Here is a 15,731-nt window from a genome sequence, read left to right as displayed (position 1 = left end):
CGGATGATCCTGCCGCTCCGACGCACCATTCTTCTTGCAATTGCAATTCTCGCCCTGACGCAGCCGTCGCACGCCATCGTCGGCAGCCGCTCCGCGCCGTCCGACGCCATTGCTCGCTCGATCGTCACCGTGATCGGCTCGCGCGGCAATGTCTGCACCGGCTCATTGATCGCGCCGACCATTGTCTTGACCGCAGGTCACTGCATCACGCCGAACACGTCATATCGCGTGATCGACTACACCACGCAGCCGCCGCGGCTCATCACCGCGCAGAAGGTCGCGACCCATCCGCAGTTCAACATGCAGGCGATGAACGCGCATCGCGCCACCGCCGATGTCGCGCTGCTGCAACTGCCCGCGCCGGTGCCCGGCAAATCGCCCGCGACGCTCGGTGCGCCGCGCATTCCGATCATGCCGGGTGCGCCGTTCACCATCGCGGGCATCGGCACAACCGCGTCGGGCAGCGATGCCGGGGTCGGCACCGTCCGCGCGGCGGGACTCACGGTCACAGGCAATCCGGGCACGCTGCAAATCCGCCTGGTCGATCCGCTCACCCAGAACAAGCGCACCGGCACCGGCGCCTGCACCGGGGATTCCGGCGCGCCGGTGTTCGAGGACCAGAACGGCACGAGCCTCATTGTCGGCGTGGTGAGCTGGTCCACCGGCGCGAACAATGCCGACGGCTGCGGCGGCCTTACCGGCGTGACGCCGCTGACGTTATATAGAGACTGGATCCTGAAGACGGCGCGAAGCTGGGGCGCCCCGATCTGACCACATCGGCGGCGCAGGGTGTCGCCGCAACCGGACGCACGCTCATGTCATTCCGCCGTATCCTTGTTTCCTGCCTGCTCGCCGCGATCGTATCGCAAAGCGGCGCAGCCTTCGCCGCGTCCGATACATCGCCCGGCGTCAAAGCCAAACGGCATCGTATTAGCGCGCAGAAACCCGCCTATGCCGTCCGCGCGCGTCCGCCGGATTCATGCGCGCAGTTCGGCGCCGGATTCGTCCGCATGGCGGGCTCGGACACGTGCATCCAGATCGGCGGCGCGGTCGATGTCGGCTTCGGTGTTGGCGTCGGGCGATAGACCCGCAAGCCTGACGCTGCGGCGGGCCACCCCGCCGAGATCTGACGCAGATGGCGTCAGTGATGTTCGCGATGTTTCATTCTCTTGCGCGGCGCGACCGCTGACGTCTGCGAAGGCGATTGCGACGACTGCTCGCGGTATCGCTTGCGCGATTCCTCCAGCGCCCGCTGATAGCCCGGCGAGTTCAGCAGGTTAGGCACCCCGCCGCCACGGGCGAAGGCGGGTCCGGAGAAGGACAGCGCCGCAACCGTGAGAAGCAGCAGGCAGGCAAAAGCGAACCTAGTGGAATGCATCATGACAAATCGCATATACGTACCACCACGGCCGCACACCTTGGAAGAGAGAAGCAGCTACTGAGTATATTCATTCAGCTACGCCGTTAAGCTAATTGGTCTGCTGCATCTATTCGAATCACGTCGGCTTGAAGATACCCCGATTCAGATTCGACAGGGACATCCCTGCATCACCTGCTTGAGGAAACCATTTTGACTCGGCGATCATTTCAAGCTGACCCCGCGCCTCGATTGGCGACACCGCCAATGTATGAATGGCCGCTTTCAAGCGAACCTGCATATTCGGAAAATTATAGAGTCCCATCAGTTCACGCCGCTGGTCGCCGGGACGCTCTTTAAGTTCCTTTGAAATTTCCGCCATTTGATCGAAGAGCCGATTGAACTTGGATATTTGACCGCCGAGGAGCGCCTGATCTTGGGCGCGTCCAATTTGAGCGAAGCGCTCAACCAGCTCTTTTGTCGTCATGCCTGACAGATTCACCTTTTTCATTGCTTCAGAACCTTGAACCCAACTAGGGCATCCAAGCCGACCCGCCTTCGTTCTTCCCAGTTCTTGTCGCTAAGATATTCACGAGGCGACAGACCGCCAAAAGCCTCGCTCTTTGCACTGTACCAACCTGTGATCTGATAATGTTTCAGTCTCGGAATACTAACCAGATTTGACGGGTCATCAATCTGGTTTCTTGAAAAGCCGAAATATTCGGCCCAGGTCTGCTCGACAACATGGTGCGTATCGTAACCACGCCTGCTTTGGCTGACTCCGGCCTGCAATTCCTCATAAGTCTTTGGTTCATCGCGAGCGGCCTGAATAACGTCGTGGCGATCCTTTAGCCATTCAACATTATTCATGGTGCCGATATAGATTTCGGCCGCCAAGCCGGAATTTCGTCCCAGCCAACTTGCAGCCGCTCGCATATAGGCCGTTCGTTCCGCGCTGGTCTTTGGTTTCTGCTGCGGAATTTCCGGCGGCTCGCCAGACGGAAGTTCGGGACCGCCACCATCGGGCACATCACCAGCAAGCTGGTCAAAATCCGTATTATCGATCTCGTCCGGCGTGATCTGAAACAGTGCAAAGAGATCGCTGAAACCCGGCAGATCGCCAAAGCTGATGCTGCCCATCGGCGACGCGACGGCGTTCCCGCCGCCGCCATTGCTGCCGTCCGTCCATCGGCCGCTTTCACGACCGCTGCCCGCCGGCACGCGCGGCTGGCCCGGATTGTACTTGGCCTCAAGTGAAGGAAAGACGCGTGTGACATCGGTACCCGGCTTAAGAAACCGGACCGCGTCGGGCCGCATCCATCGATGCGCATCCGGCTGCATCCATCGCGTTTGCTGATGGCGCGCGTATACATCCTCGCGTGCGGACATGCGAAGTGGCCTTTACTATCTTTGAAAATGAAGTAATCGACGCACCCGGTCGTCATCACCGGACTTGTTCCGGTGATCCACGTCTTCATTTTGTCCGGCACAAGAAAGACGCGGATGGCCGGGGCAAGCCCGGCCATGACGCATTGTTTGCGATAAGACCGCCGCGAAAGTCTCACCACGTTCGCAAAGAAGCCCCTCACCCCAACCCTCTCCCCGCAAAAGCGGGGCGAGGGAGAAGACTCTTGGCGTGCCCTCAACTCGCCGCGAATTTCACCAGCTTGATGGCGTCGAAATCCTGGACGCCACCGCCGACGCGCTTGGTGGTGTAGAACAGCACGTAGGGTTTCGCGCTGTACGGATCGCGCAACACGCGCACGCCGAGCCGGTCCACGATCAGGTAACCGCGGCGGAAATCGCCGAACGCGATCGACAGCGAATTCGCCGCGATGTCCGGCATGTCCTCGGCTTCCACCAGAGGAAACGTCATCAGCGAGGCGCGGCCGCCCGCCTGCGCCGGCGGCTGCCACAGATACGCGCCGCCGGTGTCCTTGAACTTGCGGATCGCTGCCTGCGTCTTGCGGTTCATCACGAAGCTGGCGTTCTGCCGATAGCCCGCCTTCAGCGCATAGATCAGATCGACCAGCAGGTCCGACGGATCGTCCTCCGGAAATGCCGCAGAGACGCCGGTGGCGACATGGCCCAGCTTGCCCCACTCCCACGACGCATTCGCGATGGTGGGGGTGTTGAGAAAGCCCTTCGGCTTGTTGCTGCCGTCGCCGGCGACGAAGGCCGCGCCCTCCTGCACCGCGAAGGTCAGTTCGACCTCGGAGGCGATCCACTCGTCGATATTGACGGCGGAATCGTCGAGCAGCGCCGCGGTCGCCGCCGGCATGGCGTAAAGCTCCATCGCCGGAAAGCTCAGCGCATCGAGCGTCGGCGACGTGGTCTGCGAGCGCGCGTCGGTCTCGCCGACCCAGCCGGTGGCCGGGCCCGCGGTCATGAACGGTTTCTTGTAGACGCCGCCGGAAATCTCGCGCACCGAGGCGATGCTGCGGATCGGCGAGATCGCTTTCAGCCGCGAGCCGATCTCGTGCTCGAGTTCGGACGGCACCAGATAGCCGCCGTCGGCGTTGGAGCCCATCGACAGCGCCTTGGTTTCCATCGCGCGCAGGCCGGCGCTTTCGCCCTGGCGGACGTAGGCATCGAACGCGCTCTTGTGCTCGCGCGCCGAGGCGTCAGTGAAGCGCGAACGGCTGGCATCGCGCCGGCTCCCTTCCAGCAGGGGCCGCGCGCTTTTCAGCGCGAGGTCGTCGATCCGCTTCATCTGCGCGTCGAGCGCACCGTTGATGCGGTCGACCTTCTCGTCGAGCAGCACGTCGGCGCGGCGGCCGAGCGAGGCAAGCCGCTCGTCGTTGGCGGCCTTGAACTCCTCGAACATTTGCATGACCGCGTCTTGCTCGCCGCGCGCGGCGGAGGAAATGCCGGACTTGTGCTCCGGCGCGGTGTCGGTGATGTCGAAATCCATTGGGTTCTCCTGGGTGAAGGGTTGAGAGTGAAATGCGCAAACAAAAACGCCGCCCGGAAGGGCGGCGCGAATTCGAGAAGGTAAGCCGGAACGCTGATGGATTAACCAAACTCGACGCGATCTTGTCGGCTCTGTCGGATAATCGGTCCTGACGCGAACGCGCGTCTTGCGAGGCAAAATCGCTTCAAGATACAAATGCGCAGCCTGAACCTGCGTCTATTCATCAAAGGTAATGGAACGAAACTCCGCCGGAAAATACTCGCGTTTCAGGTCGTCAATAATCTTGTCCTGAGAAATGACGATGCCCATCCCGGGCCAGCCCTCAGGCCGGTCCGCCAACCGAATGGTGATCCGCCAATCGGGGTATCGGGCAAGGATGAGCTGCAATTTCTTCGCAATCGGCGGCCAAGCCAAAGATAACGGCAATTCGATCTGGAGGACATCCCAGCCCCAATCCTCATCGACAAGCCAGTAATCATCTGAGCCTATCAAGCCTTGATGTGCAAAGTCCTTGAGAAGCAATTCGGTCTCGTCAAACAATTTTCTCCAGATGATTTCGTGCTGCCGATCCTCTTCGGAACTATCCTGATCCATCAACGCTACTCCCTGCCACCCCGAAATATTCTCCGCAACATCCTCATTGTACGATTGTAATCTCGAATCCGACGGTCTTCACTCTCTCTGATTTCCTTTAGAAGATCGCTCGCTTGCTCAGGCGTCATACGACTCGGCTCAATTTCGCGCTCCTTCATAAAGCGGTCGCTCAATTCCCGAACTGCGCCATTATACTCTCGATGCGCTTCGTCCCAGCTGATACTCAGCATAAACGTCAGCTACAAACGTCATCAGCGCGCCTCCGACCTGGAAAGCGCGCCACCGCTCAAACCCCGCCACTCCTTTTCCGCCCGCATCCGCCGGTACGACAGCTTTGGCGTGGGGAATGAGTCAAAGCGACGCGTACTCTGATCGCAAAACCGGTGCCCACTTTTGCTGAGTACGCGCTCCTTCACCGCCCGCACCCTTGCGCCCGCCAGCAGCGGGAAGGTGACGATGGAAATTTCCCACAGGTCCACTTGGTACAATTTGCGGATGCGCGTCTTTGGATCGATCTGGCCGCGCACGGTGCGGTAGCCGATGGAGAGGCCGTCGATCGCGCCTTCGCTCACCAGCGCCAGCAGTTCGCGCCCGCGCGCGACATCGGGGATCAGGCGCCCCCTCGCCCACAGCCCGCGAAAGTCCTCGTGCAGGTCGAGCCAGATGCCGACCGGCTCGGCGGGATCGTGCTGGAACAGCATCGGGATCTTGCGCAGGCCGCGCTGTGCCAGCGTTTTCGTGAACGCGCCGGGCATCACCATGTCGCGCGCCTGGTCGACCTCGCCGAACAGGCTGGCGTAGCCTTCCACCGTGCCGTCGCCGGCGAGCGAGACCCGGGACGTGACTGAAATCGGCGCGTGCATGGGCATCCTCGCGAACGGTGCGTGGTTGGGGTGGGCGTGAATTTTTGGTGGCTGCTCTGACGAGCGATATTAAAGTTCAGCGTCGTCCCGGCGCAGGCCGGGACCACCGAAGGCCGTGATTATGGAACGCGAGCCGCGGGCAGCACGCAACAACCGATAACTCAGGGAGTATGGGTCCCGGCCTGCGCCGGGACGACGCGGAGAGAGCTACGTCCCCTTCCCGCGCTTCGGCGTCTTCCGCCGCGCATGTTTTGCGCGCGCGGGCTTCGGCGACGCCGGCCGCGCCGGTGCCTTGTGCTGGATCTTGTCGAGGCGCGCGAGAAATTCGCGGAACACCGTCAGATGATCCGGCGCGGATTTCCGCTCCGGCGTGATCGCCCGCAGCACCGTATGCAACGTATCCATAATCAATCCTCTTGGTTGAAATGAGTTCTGGTCTTGCGATTGAACCGCGACAGCTGGCGGACGAATTCATCGAAGCGCCGCGACGCCGCCGCCAGTTCGCGCAGCGTGAACAGGAACGCGGCGCTCGCCGCCAGCGCCCACAGCAGCAGCGCCAGATGCGCGAGGTCGCCGCGCTCGGTGAACACCTGAATCAGCTCGGACATGTTGCGATTCCTGCTCAGACACGGCACAGCGCGGGACAGAAATCATTGCCGCGCTTGATCTGCCTCAAGCGCCGGCCGGAGCATCGGCAGAGACTTCGAACAATCCACACAGGAGGCTGCTCATGATCAGGCATCGCCGTATCGCTCTGATGATTCCCGCCGTGTTCGCACTCGCAATCGTGTCCTCGGCGGCAAACGCTCAGCCGGGACCGGGCATGATGGGACCAGGCATGATGCGGGGCGGAGGCCCCGGATGCGGCTATGGCTCCGGCCGTCACATGCAATGGCGAACCGAGCGGCTGGCGGACCGGCTGAAACTCACCGACGAGCAGCGCACCAAGTTTGAAGACTTCAAGACCGCGTCCAGCAAGGCTGCCGACGCCGTGCGAACGACCTGTGCCGCCGATGTGGGCACAACCATGCCGGGCCGGATGGACGCCATGGAGAAACGCATGGAAGCGATGCTGGCTGGCATGAAAGCGGTGCGTCCCGCTTTCGATGCATTCTATGCGTCGCTCACCGAGCAGCAAAAGGCGGAATTCAACTCGCGTTCCGGCCGGCACAGGTTCTGGGGCATGCGCGATGCGTGGTGATCGCTTCGTGATGCCGCATGCGGCGTGAATGATCGTTACAGCCGGTCGCCGCCATCGACCGGCGCATAGCCCGTCGCCTCGCGCTTTTCATTCAGTGTGAGGAACGGCGCATTGGCGACGCGATCCCACAGCGCGGCGCGGTCGATTGCCAGCGCGTCGATGCGGTCGGTGTCGATCACCACGCGAAGCCCGTCGCCAAACTGCGGTGCCAGCCATTGCGCGAGCGCGCTGCCGACGCGCGAGGCCAACGGCAGAATCGTCTGCCGCCACAGCGCGCGGTTGGCTTCCTGGAAATTCGCGTAAGTATTGTCGCCGGGAATGCCGAGCAGCATCGGCGGCACGCCGAACGCGAGCGCAATCTCGCGCGCGGCGGAATTCTTCGCCTCCAGAAAATCCATGTCCTTCGGCGTCAGCGACATCGCCTTCCAGTCGAGCCCGCCCTCAAGCAACAGCGGCCGCCCGGCGTTCACCGCGCCCTGATAGGTGTCGGTGAGTTCGCGCTTCAACCGGTCGAACTGCTGGTCCGACAGCATCGCGCCTTCCGGGCCGGAATAGACCAGCGCGCCGGAGGGCCGCGCCGCGTTGTCGAGCAGCGCCTTGTTCCATTTCGCCGCAGCGTTGTGGGTGTCGACCGCGACCGCAGCAGCTTCAACCGGCGCAAGCCCGTAATGATCGTCGAGCGGATGAAAGAATGTCAGATGCAAAATCGGCGGCACGCTGGAGGCAAGCTGATCGAACCGCACGCTGCGTCCCGCCACGCTGTAGTCATATGCCTCCGGCCAGCCATCGTGCCCCGGCACCACCTTCATGCGGTCCGGCCGCAGCGTGTGGAGTTCGCGCACCTCCTCGCCGAGCGCGACGGCCTCGACATAGGCGTTGCCCGCCAGCAGCATGTGCGCATAGAGCGCCTCGAAAAACGTCGCGCCGTCCTGCCGCGCGTTCGGCCTGGTGAAAAGCTGCAACAGCGGATGCGCCTCGCGCTCCTGCGCGCCCTCGTAGATCAGGAAGTTGCACGCCGCCGCGTTTTCCGCGATCAGCCGCACCGCCCGATGCACGATGGCGTTGGCAAGGTAGCCCTCGCGCGCCAGCGCCGCATAGTCGCGCGGCGTCCACCGCGCCCGCCCGCCGGACTCGAACGCCAGCACCTGCGCGGTGCGCGAGGCTTTGGCTTCGGGGGCGCGGAAGATATTTTTGAAATTGAGCATGGATATTCCAATTGTTCTTGTCCCGGACGCGGCGCGGCGCGAAGTGCCGCTCCGCAGAGCCGGGACCGTTACATATACTGTCCTCTTGACGGTCCCGGTTCTGCGACGCAGCGTTTCACGCTGCATCGCGCCCGGGACAAATTCCAATGGATCGGCGTTTCTTTGTTTACATTCTCGCGAACGAGACTCGCGGCGTGCTTTACGTCGGCATCACCAACGATCTGTTGCGCAGGCTCGCGGAGCACCGCGCGAAGCTCGTTCCTGCCTTCACCGCGTCATACGGCGTGACACGACTGGTGCATGTCGAGACATATACCTCGGTTATTGAAGCCAGATCACGAGAGCATTCACTCAAACGCTGGCGTCGCGCGTGGAAGTTCGAATTGATCGAGAAAGACAATCCGGAATGGCGTGACCTTGGCGATGAAATCGCATTTTGATATGCTTGCCCCGGACGCCGTGCAGCGCGTAGCGGTGCACGGCTGAGCCGGGGCCGTAGCAGAGACTGAACCTCTTGCGGTCCCGGTTCTGCGAAGCAGCGTTACACGCTGCGTCGCGCCCGGGACAGGTGCTGTCCTCCAACTCAAACCAGCACAGAGCAAGACTTGAATTACCTCACCGGCTCCGGAAAGCTGCGGACATCAACGGCGACTTTCGGAAATTCCACGGTCAGTTCATCCGGCTTGCCGAGTTCGACGTCGGCCGGAATGACGCCCGGCCATTCGGTGCTGGCGCCGAGAAACCAGCGCCGGGTGCCGATCACGCGCGCGGTATGAAACGTATTGCCGGGAATCAGCAGTTGCACACGATGGCCGGCTTTCAGATCCGGGCCGACGATGACGTGTTCGCCGCCGTTGCGCAGCAGCAGCACCTCGAGCGGATCGCCGAGATAATAATGATAGAGCTGGTCGTTGCGGATTCGATGCAGCTTCACCGGCGCCGAGGGCGTCACCATGAAATACAGCGCCGAGCCGATCGGCCGCTCCGCCTCGAACGGCAGCGGCAGCGCGCCCGCCGCCAGCTTCTGTTTTGCGACATAGGTCTCGCGGACGAAGCCGCAGGTGGCGTTCGGCTCGAGGTTGAGATGCGCGCGCACCTCCTCGGCGGTCATGTCGGTCGCAGTCGTCACGGATGTCACCGGATGTTCTGGCGTGGCCGCAGCCGTCACCTGCGCCTCCGCCGCGTGGGAGGTTTGGAGCGCCGCGACGCCAGCCAGCGCAGCAGCCTGAACGAATGTCCGTCTGTCCATACCGTGAGGCTATCACAGGCTGAGCCGGGTTAAAGCCAACGCCAGGTTAAAATGCTCTCACAATCTCCGCACCCGCGGCGCGGCGCGCGACGTGAAGGTCAGCGAGGCAATCGCCCACACCAGCGCGTCGAGCCGGTCCGGCGAACGGCCCGACGTGAGACCGCTCGGCCCGAAGTCGCACATCTCGTCTTCCAGCGCCGGAAACGTCCCGGCATGTTTGACGCGGCCCTGTTCATAAAGAGTGGCGACCGGCTCCGCGCGCAGATATTTCCCCCGATGCGCGCGCACCGACACCACCGGCACGCTCGCATCCACCTCGTTGATGACCGCGCGCACCATCTCGCCGCCCTGGTTCACTTCCGCCACCAGCGCGTCGGCCTCAAGCCGCCGCCACAGCGCAATCGCCTTCGCCGCCCACACCGCAGGCGTCGCGTTCGACACCGTGTCGTCGGCGATCACGTAAATGCCGCCCTCGCCGGTGATGCCCGCCGCGACAATGCCGCAGGCGTCGGCGCGCTTGCCGGATGAGGCCGGCGGATCGACCGCGACCACGATGCGCGTCAGTGAAGGCGCGTCATTGACGCGGCAACTCTCGATCAGCGCCCGCGACCACAGCGCGTCGGGCCGGTCCTCGATGATCTCGCCGTCCAGTTCCTGCCGGCCGAGCCGGGTGTCCTGGTATCGCGCCAGCACGCCCTTCAAAAACGTCGGCGCAAGGTGATAGGCATTGGCCTCCGTCGCCGCCCGCGTCACCACGCTGCCCGGCTCCAGCATCAGCCGCTTGATCAGCGCGGTCGGCCGCGGCGTGGTGGTGATGACCTGCCGCGGCTGGCTGCCCAGCCGCAGGCCGAATTGCAGCATGTCGAATGTCGCCTGCGCGTAGCGCCACTTCGCCATCTCGTCGGACCATGCGCAGCCGAACTGCGGCCCGCGCAGGCTCTCGGGGTCTTCCGCCGAGAACGCATAGGCCACCGCGCCGTTGCTCCATTCCAGCCGCTTGCGCGACGAGATCCACGCCGGACGCTCGTCGCGGCGATGCACCGCCAGCAGCCCCGACACGCCCTCGATCATGACTTCGCGCACGTCGTGTTCGGTTTCGCCGACCAGCGCGATATTCGTCACCGGCCCATCCGCGAGCGGCGCAAGTCCCAGCGCCTGCGCCCTCACCCATTCCGCGCCAGCGCGCGTCTTGCCCGCGCCGCGCCCGCCGATCAGCAGCCAGGTCAGCCACGGCAAACCGTTCGGCGCCACCGCCGGCGGCACCTGATGATCGTGCGCGAACACGTCCCAGCGGGAAAACAGCAGCTCCATTTCAGCCCGGCTCATGCCCTCCAGCAGGAAGCGGCGCTCGGACTGCGACCATCCCTTCCAGGCGTCGCGAAAGCTCGCGGCGGAATTCGTCAAGATCTCGGGGAACGGCGTCGTCATCGGCGGCCCTTGTGTCGTCGCCTGCGCGCTCCTGCTCGCGCAGCCGCATCACTTCCTTCAGCGTCCGCGCCAGCGAGGCCAGCACGCGGGCGCGGCTTTCGGTCTCGACGCGCTGCGCCGGCAACATGCGCGTCGGATTGCCGACGATGCGCTCGATCTTCGACAGCTCGCGCTCGATGGCATCAGAGACCCGCGCGACCATCGATCCGGCTCCGGTCTCGCCCGGCGGCGGATTGGTGGCGATGTCCGCGGCGCTGGGCCGTGACGCCCGCTGCTTGCGCGCAACCTTCTCGGTCGCTTTCTCGATCGCCTCGACCCCCGCGTGATCGTGCGGATCGACGACAAGATTGCCCGGATGGTCCTTGATGACCTTTGCGCGCGGGCGTCTGGCCTTCTCAGGCTTCGCAACGGTTGGCTTCTTTGCTGCGGTCGTCTTCGCAACAGTCTTCCTGACCGCAATTTTCTTCACGGCCTTCGCCGCTGTTTTACTGACGGTCTTTTTGATCGTCCTGCGCGCAGCTTTTTTCACAACCTTCTTCACCGCCCGCTTCTTCACCGGAGCGGACGAAGGTGTCTTCGGCATGGTGGCGGGCTTTCGCGCGGATATGACAACGCCACGCGGAAGGCGCGGCGCTTTGTTCAGATTTACAGCGATGTTGTTTTATAACGCCGTCATTGCCGGGCTTGACCCGGCAATCCATCTTCTCGAATGAGCCTTTAGAGATGGATGCGCGGGTCAGGCCCGCGCATGACACCGAAAGCGTGGTTTGCGGTCTGTGCTCCGCAAAAGGCTCACGTCCGGAAGAACACGAACCACACAATCGCCAGCACAAAGATCGCGGCGATGGTGCTGATGCTCAGCAGCGCCAGCACCGATGGCCCCGGCTCCGCCTGCCGCGCTTCGGTGGGTGTCTCGACAATCCGGCGACCGCCGTCCGCCTGTTCGACTTTTGCCATCGCGTCCTCGTTTGTTCACAATGCGCGAACATCCGCGCACATCCATGTGAGAAAACGCATGATCCGTGATGTGGTTCCGGAGCATGTCGCCCACGGCCCGCAGCGCCGCCGTTTCCTCTGCCGAATCATCGCCGCAGGCCGCTGCGGTTGCGGGCGCCGGTCTGTTGTGGTGGGGTTGGCAATCGCGCCGCCGATGCAGCGCTGAATGAAAGTGGCTCACATGACGGACGCCGCCGATCCTCCTTTGACACATCCGGAAGAAATGCGCGCCGGATTCGATCTCACCTTCGGCGATCTCCACGTGAAGGGAACGGCGCGCGTGACGCCCGCTGGATTGATCTGCGCCGGCATCGCCGGCGTCGCTGTTATGCTGGCCGCCGCCGCGCTGGTGCGGGCCGCCCGGCGCTGAGCAGGATGCTGTTCACTTCGCTGCGCGTTCGAAGCACATCGTCAGGCGCAATTCCGGAGCATGACGCAACCCTACTGCGGCAGCGTCACGCTGTCAAGGATTATTTTCCTAGAAAACATTTCCGCCAAAACCCACAACGATCGGATTCGACAATCCCGCCGGGACAGTGCACCCCTCACCGCTCCCGTCAGACAGACCGGGCACAGGAGCCGTGATGACCGACAATCCCGAACCGCAAAACAAGCCCATTCATCTGCCGGTCGAAGGCATCCTGGAAGCGCCGATTATTTTCTTCGAGATCTGTCCGACGCTCGGAAACAATGGCGGCCTGATCAACGTCCTGCTGGCCGCAAGCCTGGTCGAGCCGATCGCCAACGGCCAGATTGCCACCCGCCTGAAGGCGGTCGCGCATCTGCGGATGACGGCCGGAAGCGCGATGAACCTGCGCGACACGCTCGACAAGGCGCTGCTGATGGGCGCGCCGGTCGAGAACCCGCAGGGCAAGGCGAACTAGCGCGCGTCGGCGCTCTATGCGCTTTCGCGCGCGAGGTCGTAGGGCGCGGCCAACGCTTCGAACGGAATTTTCCATTCCGCGCTGATGGTGCGGATCATATCGAGTGTCAGAGGTCGAACGCGGTTCAGGATTTCAGAAGCGCGGTTACGGCCGATCAGTTTCGACAGCTCAGCCTGGGTTTTACCCATCGACTCGATGGCGAAGTGAAGCACGTCGACCGGATCGGCGCCGGGCATCGGGATATGCGTGGCTTCGTAGTCCTTGAGCAGGGTCGCCAGAACCTCGAAACGATCGCCATCCTCGCTCCCCGGCGCGGGCTGACTTTCAAAATAACGCGCAACCTCGCGAAGAGCCCATTCGTAGTCCTGCTCGGTGCGGAGCGGCCTGACATCCATCATCACACGGTCTCCGGGTCGATGCGGTCGTGGACTTTTTGGCCTAGCCAAAATCCCGATTAAGAACCCGAGTAAAAAGATGCTGAAAAATTATTGGCATTAAGCCCAAGATCGATCTGAAGTAAAACTAGTAAAGAAAAAGGCCGCTTCTAAGCGGCCTTCAAAAAGGGGCCACCGCCAAAACATTAAGCTCTGATTTCGGAACGAAACCGTTGAGCAAAGAATTTCTCGATACCATCCGGCTTTGTGAGGGCAACGTTGGCCTGACGGACTATGCGCGCTTCAACAACGTGGTGTAAAGAAAGCGATTTGCGGCGAAACATCCATCTTGCGACTTCTACCCAATCCCATAGCGGGCTTTCGCTAGTAACTTTGGCCACAGGCGACGGGAAGTCTCTTCCTCGTTCACCTTTCGCGAAAAGCGAAATCGCCGCTTTACTCATGTCGCTGCGGTGAGCGATGTCAGATAGACTCACTAGGTGGTCTGGTTCGAAGTGCACCACTTTCGCACCAGCCTTTTGAACGTCGGAGAAAGCCGAGACCAAAGCATGCGGAAAGCTTTTAGCTTCTCGCGAAAACTCCAAAATGATTGCGCCCCTCTGAACTGAGAGGGTGGCGTCATCGCATCCAGCCGCAAAGAAGCGATCCTCGAAGTCTTCGGCTTCAGGGTCGAGTCCAGATGCTATAATTGTGAAGTAATACTTGCTCATCGTACTGACCTAGTGACTACACCTGTCGACAGCTCGTCGAATATCGTTTGCATGATCCTGCGAATTGCGCGGAGTTGAGTAGACTGAGAGGCGGCAGCCTTCTCGCGAGTGTTGAGGGCAGTAAAGTCTGCCCCAACAATGACCGCTCCGGATTTCAATGCGCCAACCCTTTGATTCAGCGTAAGAAATGGCATCTTCAACCTCCTTTTTGGAGTGTTTAGACCGGGCCATGTTGTCAACTATTAGTTGACAGGCTGTAAACAGATGTCAACACCAGTTAGTTCCCCCGCGATCAAAAAAGGTTCATTAAACCTCATTCATATACCGGGAGTTGCATTTGCGCCACGCAGGGAACTAATTTACGGCCTGTTTTCGGGTCTTAAATCCAGTAGTCCGTCGAAAGGCGGGCGCTTGCCCCAGATGCCCTTAAGCAATCTTCGGCGATCGTGTCGTTGACGCCTAGGCCCGCGGGAGAGCTAAGCCTCTCCAATGGCCCGGCTGCACGAGGCCTTTCTAATACGCCTAATGCACCCCATGCCGCCGGCATGAGCGCTCCGCCTCGCGCAGCAGCTCCAGCGGCAACCACGGCTTCTGCATGAACAACACGTCGTCGGGAATCTCGCCGACCTCCTGCCCCGACGTTACGATCACATCGATATCCGGAACCCGGCGCTTTGCGATGATCGCGAGCTCGATGCCGGACATCTCACCCTCGAGGTCCACATCGATGAACATCATCGTCAATTCGGGGCCGGCTTTTTCCAGCACGACGACGGCGGCTTCGCCGCTCATACACTGGATCACGTGCATGTCGCTCTCCTCGAAAATCAGGCTGACCAGTTCCCGCTGCAACTGATCGTCCTCGACAACAAGCACGGTATGTTTCCAGGCGCGTCCCATCGTTGCCTCCCTTTGCCATGTGTGAGCAATGCGTCGCGGCGTCAAAGGTTCGGCAAAAAATCCGGCCACAGGAACAAAGTCCGTGGCGTGACGTTGGGTCGCAAACGAGGTGCGCCATGAAAACAGTCGTCGTCGATCGGGTGATGAAGGCCTTTGCAAAGAAGCACAAGCAGATGACTCCGGAACAGGAGCGCAAGGTGCGCGACGAAGTCTCTGATTTCGTGGCTGAACTTCTTGCCAAGCGCGCGGCGCAACTTACCAAGTTCGGCGGCGTCGAACGGCAGGGCTGAAAGCTGTTCAATTCGCGCGATTGCGGAATCGCGCGATCTTACGAAGCTCATTTGAATCGATTGCAAGGCAGGCGGAACGTAATCCGCCGGGAGCCGTTGCCACTCCACCGTGGAGGTTTGGCCATGACGCTTCACATGACTCCCCAGGATCACGTTCTCGATGCGGTGCTGCGCGCACAGGGCATCCTCGCCGACTATATCGAACCCGGTCCGCATGATTGCGAGCAGACGCTGGCGCGGCTGTTCGGCATTCTCAACGATGAAAAGCTGATGCGCGCGGTCAACGCGCTGAATTTGAAAGCGGCGGATGAACTCGCGGCGCGCAGCCCTGCTGCGTGATCCGCTGTTTCAAACGTAGTTTCGGAGTATGGCCGAAAGCTAACCCGGAAGCGTTACGCTGTCAAGGATTAATTTCCTAATCAGATTCCCCTGTCAGGACAGCAACATTGCCGGGCGAGGTGCAGACTCCCCTCGCCACCCGCTGCTGCAGCGTGACCTCGCAATAGCTGTGGCAGATCGGACCGTCGAGCCGCGCGCACTTCGCCATGCAGGCCTGATAGGTGCAACTCACGCCGCCCGTGGGACCGGTCGCCGCGGCGGGCGCGGACATCGCGCCCGCGATCAGATGAACAATCAGCCAGCCGGCCTGCAACATGACGCACCTGCTCCGTTCCGCGGAGTGCAGCACCGCGCGGCGAGCGATGCAAGCCAAAGCCGGCTTTGCCTTATGCGCCGCAGTTCGTCA

General features: G+C 61.9%; 26 protein-coding genes. 9 read left to right on the top strand and 17 right to left on the bottom strand.

Annotated features, from left to right (window positions below; all coding sequences use genetic code 11):
- The first annotated feature begins 3 nt into the window (after window positions 1–3).
- Together LVY71_RS09605 and LVY71_RS09600 are read left to right on the top strand one after the other, a co-directional pair.
- Complete coding sequence (locus LVY71_RS09605; RefSeq protein ID WP_235099566.1) at window positions 4–771, top strand: S1 family peptidase; 768 nt, start codon at window positions 4–6, stop codon at window positions 769–771.
- Window positions 772–815: 44 nt separating this feature from the next.
- Entirely contained in the window at window positions 816–1,085 is a 270-nt protein-coding gene (locus tag LVY71_RS09600; RefSeq protein ID WP_235099565.1) for a hypothetical protein, read from the top strand.
- A 56-nt stretch (window positions 1,086–1,141) separates the two neighbouring features.
- Here LVY71_RS09600 and LVY71_RS09595 read toward each other — a convergent pair whose 3' ends face one another.
- The 8 genes from LVY71_RS09595 to LVY71_RS09560 form a co-directional block, all read right to left on the bottom strand.
- On the bottom strand, window positions 1,142–1,381 hold the full coding sequence (locus LVY71_RS09595; protein ID WP_235099564.1) for a hypothetical protein: 240 nt from the start codon (window positions 1,379–1,381) through the stop codon (window positions 1,142–1,144).
- A 115-nt stretch (window positions 1,382–1,496) separates the two neighbouring features.
- The gene (locus LVY71_RS09590) at window positions 1,497–1,868 is read right to left on the bottom strand and encodes a DUF2019 domain-containing protein (protein ID WP_235099563.1); all 372 of its coding nucleotides are present in this window, start codon (window positions 1,866–1,868) and stop codon (window positions 1,497–1,499) included.
- On the bottom strand, window positions 1,865–2,746 hold the full coding sequence (locus tag LVY71_RS09585; protein WP_235099562.1) for a hypothetical protein: 882 nt from the start codon (window positions 2,744–2,746) through the stop codon (window positions 1,865–1,867). The genes LVY71_RS09590 and LVY71_RS09585 overlap by 4 nt, the downstream gene beginning before the upstream one ends.
- Window positions 2,747–2,999: 253 nt before the next feature.
- The gene (locus LVY71_RS09580) at window positions 3,000–4,271 is read right to left on the bottom strand and encodes a phage major capsid protein (protein WP_235099561.1); all 1,272 of its coding nucleotides are present in this window, start codon (window positions 4,269–4,271) and stop codon (window positions 3,000–3,002) included.
- 216 nt (window positions 4,272–4,487) lie between these two features.
- Window positions 4,488–4,865: a hypothetical protein gene (locus tag LVY71_RS09575; RefSeq protein WP_235099560.1), complete on the bottom strand. Its 378-nt coding sequence runs from the start codon at window positions 4,863–4,865 to the stop codon at window positions 4,488–4,490.
- A 251-nt stretch (window positions 4,866–5,116) separates the two neighbouring features.
- Window positions 5,117–5,728 (bottom strand): HK97 family phage prohead protease, encoded by a 612-nt coding sequence (locus LVY71_RS09570; RefSeq protein ID WP_235099559.1) that lies wholly within the window; start codon window positions 5,726–5,728, stop codon window positions 5,117–5,119.
- Between the two features lie 207 nt (window positions 5,729–5,935).
- Complete coding sequence (locus LVY71_RS09565) at window positions 5,936–6,133, bottom strand: hypothetical protein (protein ID WP_235099558.1); 198 nt, start codon at window positions 6,131–6,133, stop codon at window positions 5,936–5,938.
- Between the two features lie 2 nt (window positions 6,134–6,135).
- Window positions 6,136–6,336 (bottom strand): hypothetical protein, encoded by a 201-nt coding sequence (locus LVY71_RS09560; protein WP_235099557.1) that lies wholly within the window; start codon window positions 6,334–6,336, stop codon window positions 6,136–6,138.
- Between the two features lie 122 nt (window positions 6,337–6,458).
- On the opposite strand from LVY71_RS09560, the gene LVY71_RS09555 reads away from it, so the two are divergent.
- The gene (locus tag LVY71_RS09555) at window positions 6,459–6,929 is read left to right on the top strand and encodes a Spy/CpxP family protein refolding chaperone (RefSeq protein ID WP_235099556.1); all 471 of its coding nucleotides are present in this window, start codon (window positions 6,459–6,461) and stop codon (window positions 6,927–6,929) included.
- Between the two features lie 35 nt (window positions 6,930–6,964).
- Here LVY71_RS09555 and LVY71_RS09550 read toward each other — a convergent pair whose 3' ends face one another.
- Window positions 6,965–8,134: a phage portal protein gene (locus LVY71_RS09550; RefSeq protein WP_235099555.1), complete on the bottom strand. Its 1,170-nt coding sequence runs from the start codon at window positions 8,132–8,134 to the stop codon at window positions 6,965–6,967.
- Window positions 8,135–8,280: 146 nt separating this feature from the next.
- Here LVY71_RS09550 and LVY71_RS09545 point away from each other — a divergent pair, with 146 nt between their 5' ends.
- On the top strand, window positions 8,281–8,574 hold the full coding sequence (locus LVY71_RS09545; protein WP_235099554.1) for a GIY-YIG nuclease family protein: 294 nt from the start codon (window positions 8,281–8,283) through the stop codon (window positions 8,572–8,574).
- A gap of 170 nt (window positions 8,575–8,744) precedes the next feature.
- On the opposite strand, the gene LVY71_RS09540 is transcribed toward LVY71_RS09545, so the two are convergent.
- Genes LVY71_RS09540 through LVY71_RS09530 form a run of 3 tightly spaced genes read right to left on the bottom strand, consistent with a single transcriptional unit; the run spans window position 8,745 to window position 11,013 of the window.
- Window positions 8,745–9,383 (bottom strand): cupin domain-containing protein, encoded by a 639-nt coding sequence (locus LVY71_RS09540; RefSeq protein WP_235099553.1) that lies wholly within the window; start codon window positions 9,381–9,383, stop codon window positions 8,745–8,747.
- Window positions 9,384–9,440: 57 nt separating this feature from the next.
- The gene (locus LVY71_RS09535) at window positions 9,441–10,709 is read right to left on the bottom strand and encodes a DNA-packaging protein (protein ID WP_235099552.1); all 1,269 of its coding nucleotides are present in this window, start codon (window positions 10,707–10,709) and stop codon (window positions 9,441–9,443) included.
- A complete protein-coding gene (locus LVY71_RS09530) occupies window positions 10,696–11,013 on the bottom strand; it encodes a hypothetical protein (protein ID WP_235099551.1) in 318 nt (105 codons plus the stop codon). Before LVY71_RS09530 ends, LVY71_RS09535 begins: the two co-directional genes overlap by 14 nt.
- A 163-nt stretch (window positions 11,014–11,176) precedes the next feature.
- Here LVY71_RS09530 and LVY71_RS09525 point away from each other — a divergent pair, with 163 nt between their 5' ends.
- Window positions 11,177–11,524 (top strand): hypothetical protein, encoded by a 348-nt coding sequence (locus tag LVY71_RS09525; RefSeq protein WP_235099550.1) that lies wholly within the window; start codon window positions 11,177–11,179, stop codon window positions 11,522–11,524.
- Between the two features lie 79 nt (window positions 11,525–11,603).
- On the opposite strand, the gene LVY71_RS09520 is transcribed toward LVY71_RS09525, so the two are convergent.
- Window positions 11,604–11,768 (bottom strand): hypothetical protein, encoded by a 165-nt coding sequence (locus tag LVY71_RS09520; protein ID WP_235099549.1) that lies wholly within the window; start codon window positions 11,766–11,768, stop codon window positions 11,604–11,606.
- 220 nt (window positions 11,769–11,988) lie between these two features.
- Here LVY71_RS09520 and LVY71_RS09515 point away from each other — a divergent pair, with 220 nt between their 5' ends.
- Together LVY71_RS09515 and LVY71_RS09510 are read left to right on the top strand one after the other, a co-directional pair.
- The gene (locus tag LVY71_RS09515; protein WP_235099548.1) at window positions 11,989–12,177 is read left to right on the top strand and encodes a hypothetical protein; all 189 of its coding nucleotides are present in this window, start codon (window positions 11,989–11,991) and stop codon (window positions 12,175–12,177) included.
- A gap of 214 nt (window positions 12,178–12,391) precedes the next feature.
- On the top strand, window positions 12,392–12,691 hold the full coding sequence (locus LVY71_RS09510; protein WP_235099547.1) for a hypothetical protein: 300 nt from the start codon (window positions 12,392–12,394) through the stop codon (window positions 12,689–12,691).
- Between the two features lie 14 nt (window positions 12,692–12,705).
- On the opposite strand, the gene LVY71_RS09505 is transcribed toward LVY71_RS09510, so the two are convergent.
- From LVY71_RS09505 to LVY71_RS09495, 3 genes are all read right to left on the bottom strand, one after another.
- Complete coding sequence (locus LVY71_RS09505) at window positions 12,706–13,089, bottom strand: helix-turn-helix domain-containing protein (RefSeq protein WP_235099546.1); 384 nt, start codon at window positions 13,087–13,089, stop codon at window positions 12,706–12,708.
- Window positions 13,090–13,271: 182 nt separating this feature from the next.
- Window positions 13,272–13,796 carry a hypothetical protein gene (locus LVY71_RS09500; protein ID WP_235099545.1) on the bottom strand — a complete coding sequence of 175 codons (525 nt, stop codon included), beginning with the start codon at window positions 13,794–13,796 and terminating at the stop codon, window positions 13,272–13,274.
- Between the two features lie 522 nt (window positions 13,797–14,318).
- Window positions 14,319–14,696 carry a response regulator gene (locus LVY71_RS09495; protein WP_235099544.1) on the bottom strand — a complete coding sequence of 126 codons (378 nt, stop codon included), beginning with the start codon at window positions 14,694–14,696 and terminating at the stop codon, window positions 14,319–14,321.
- 116 nt (window positions 14,697–14,812) lie between these two features.
- Here LVY71_RS09495 and LVY71_RS09490 point away from each other — a divergent pair, with 116 nt between their 5' ends.
- Entirely contained in the window at window positions 14,813–14,986 is a 174-nt protein-coding gene (locus LVY71_RS09490; RefSeq protein ID WP_235099543.1) for a hypothetical protein, read from the top strand.
- 123 nt (window positions 14,987–15,109) lie between these two features.
- Window positions 15,110–15,325 carry a hypothetical protein gene (locus LVY71_RS09485; protein WP_235099542.1) on the top strand — a complete coding sequence of 72 codons (216 nt, stop codon included), beginning with the start codon at window positions 15,110–15,112 and terminating at the stop codon, window positions 15,323–15,325.
- A gap of 76 nt (window positions 15,326–15,401) precedes the next feature.
- On the opposite strand, the gene LVY71_RS09480 is transcribed toward LVY71_RS09485, so the two are convergent.
- Window positions 15,402–15,641: a hypothetical protein gene (locus LVY71_RS09480; RefSeq protein WP_235099541.1), complete on the bottom strand. Its 240-nt coding sequence runs from the start codon at window positions 15,639–15,641 to the stop codon at window positions 15,402–15,404.
- Window positions 15,642–15,731: the final 90 nt, after the last annotated feature.

The sequence above is a fragment of the Bradyrhizobium sp. G127 genome (genome assembly GCF_021502575.1).
GTDB lineage: Bacteria > Pseudomonadota > Alphaproteobacteria > Rhizobiales > Xanthobacteraceae > Afipia.
Note: the sequence above shows the minus strand (reverse complement) of the source record. Positions and strands in the feature narration are given on the sequence as shown.

Excerpts from the sequence above, each read along its gene's own strand:
- LVY71_RS09605 (WP_235099566.1), top strand. The coding sequence starts at position 4 with ATGATCCTGCCGCTCCGACGCACCATTCTTCTTGCAATTGCAATTCTC.
- LVY71_RS09600 (WP_235099565.1), top strand. The coding sequence starts at position 816 with ATGTCATTCCGCCGTATCCTTGTTTCCTGCCTGCTCGCCGCGATCGTA.
- LVY71_RS09595 (WP_235099564.1), bottom strand. The coding sequence starts at position 1,381 with ATGATGCATTCCACTAGGTTCGCTTTTGCCTGCCTGCTGCTTCTCACG.
- LVY71_RS09590 (WP_235099563.1), bottom strand. The coding sequence starts at position 1,868 with ATGAAAAAGGTGAATCTGTCAGGCATGACGACAAAAGAGCTGGTTGAG.
- LVY71_RS09585 (WP_235099562.1), bottom strand. The coding sequence starts at position 2,746 with ATGTCCGCACGCGAGGATGTATACGCGCGCCATCAGCAAACGCGATGG.
- LVY71_RS09580 (WP_235099561.1), bottom strand. The coding sequence starts at position 4,271 with ATGGATTTCGACATCACCGACACCGCGCCGGAGCACAAGTCCGGCATT.
- LVY71_RS09575 (WP_235099560.1), bottom strand. The coding sequence starts at position 4,865 with ATGGATCAGGATAGTTCCGAAGAGGATCGGCAGCACGAAATCATCTGG.
- LVY71_RS09570 (WP_235099559.1), bottom strand. The coding sequence starts at position 5,728 with ATGCACGCGCCGATTTCAGTCACGTCCCGGGTCTCGCTCGCCGGCGAC.
- LVY71_RS09565 (WP_235099558.1), bottom strand. The coding sequence starts at position 6,133 with ATGGATACGTTGCATACGGTGCTGCGGGCGATCACGCCGGAGCGGAAA.
- LVY71_RS09560 (WP_235099557.1), bottom strand. The coding sequence starts at position 6,336 with ATGTCCGAGCTGATTCAGGTGTTCACCGAGCGCGGCGACCTCGCGCAT.
- LVY71_RS09555 (WP_235099556.1), top strand. The coding sequence starts at position 6,459 with ATGATCAGGCATCGCCGTATCGCTCTGATGATTCCCGCCGTGTTCGCA.
- LVY71_RS09550 (WP_235099555.1), bottom strand. The coding sequence starts at position 8,134 with ATGCTCAATTTCAAAAATATCTTCCGCGCCCCCGAAGCCAAAGCCTCG.
- LVY71_RS09545 (WP_235099554.1), top strand. The coding sequence starts at position 8,281 with ATGGATCGGCGTTTCTTTGTTTACATTCTCGCGAACGAGACTCGCGGC.
- LVY71_RS09540 (WP_235099553.1), bottom strand. The coding sequence starts at position 9,383 with ATGGACAGACGGACATTCGTTCAGGCTGCTGCGCTGGCTGGCGTCGCG.
- LVY71_RS09535 (WP_235099552.1), bottom strand. The coding sequence starts at position 10,709 with ATGAGCCGGGCTGAAATGGAGCTGCTGTTTTCCCGCTGGGACGTGTTC.
- LVY71_RS09530 (WP_235099551.1), bottom strand. The coding sequence starts at position 11,013 with ATGGTCGCGCGGGTCTCTGATGCCATCGAGCGCGAGCTGTCGAAGATC.
- LVY71_RS09525 (WP_235099550.1), top strand. The coding sequence starts at position 11,177 with ATGACCTTTGCGCGCGGGCGTCTGGCCTTCTCAGGCTTCGCAACGGTT.
- LVY71_RS09520 (WP_235099549.1), bottom strand. The coding sequence starts at position 11,768 with ATGGCAAAAGTCGAACAGGCGGACGGCGGTCGCCGGATTGTCGAGACA.
- LVY71_RS09515 (WP_235099548.1), top strand. The coding sequence starts at position 11,989 with ATGACGGACGCCGCCGATCCTCCTTTGACACATCCGGAAGAAATGCGC.
- LVY71_RS09510 (WP_235099547.1), top strand. The coding sequence starts at position 12,392 with ATGACCGACAATCCCGAACCGCAAAACAAGCCCATTCATCTGCCGGTC.
- LVY71_RS09505 (WP_235099546.1), bottom strand. The coding sequence starts at position 13,089 with ATGATGGATGTCAGGCCGCTCCGCACCGAGCAGGACTACGAATGGGCT.
- LVY71_RS09500 (WP_235099545.1), bottom strand. The coding sequence starts at position 13,796 with ATGAGCAAGTATTACTTCACAATTATAGCATCTGGACTCGACCCTGAA.
- LVY71_RS09495 (WP_235099544.1), bottom strand. The coding sequence starts at position 14,696 with ATGGGACGCGCCTGGAAACATACCGTGCTTGTTGTCGAGGACGATCAG.
- LVY71_RS09490 (WP_235099543.1), top strand. The coding sequence starts at position 14,813 with ATGAAAACAGTCGTCGTCGATCGGGTGATGAAGGCCTTTGCAAAGAAG.
- LVY71_RS09485 (WP_235099542.1), top strand. The coding sequence starts at position 15,110 with ATGACGCTTCACATGACTCCCCAGGATCACGTTCTCGATGCGGTGCTG.
- LVY71_RS09480 (WP_235099541.1), bottom strand. The coding sequence starts at position 15,641 with ATGTTGCAGGCCGGCTGGCTGATTGTTCATCTGATCGCGGGCGCGATG.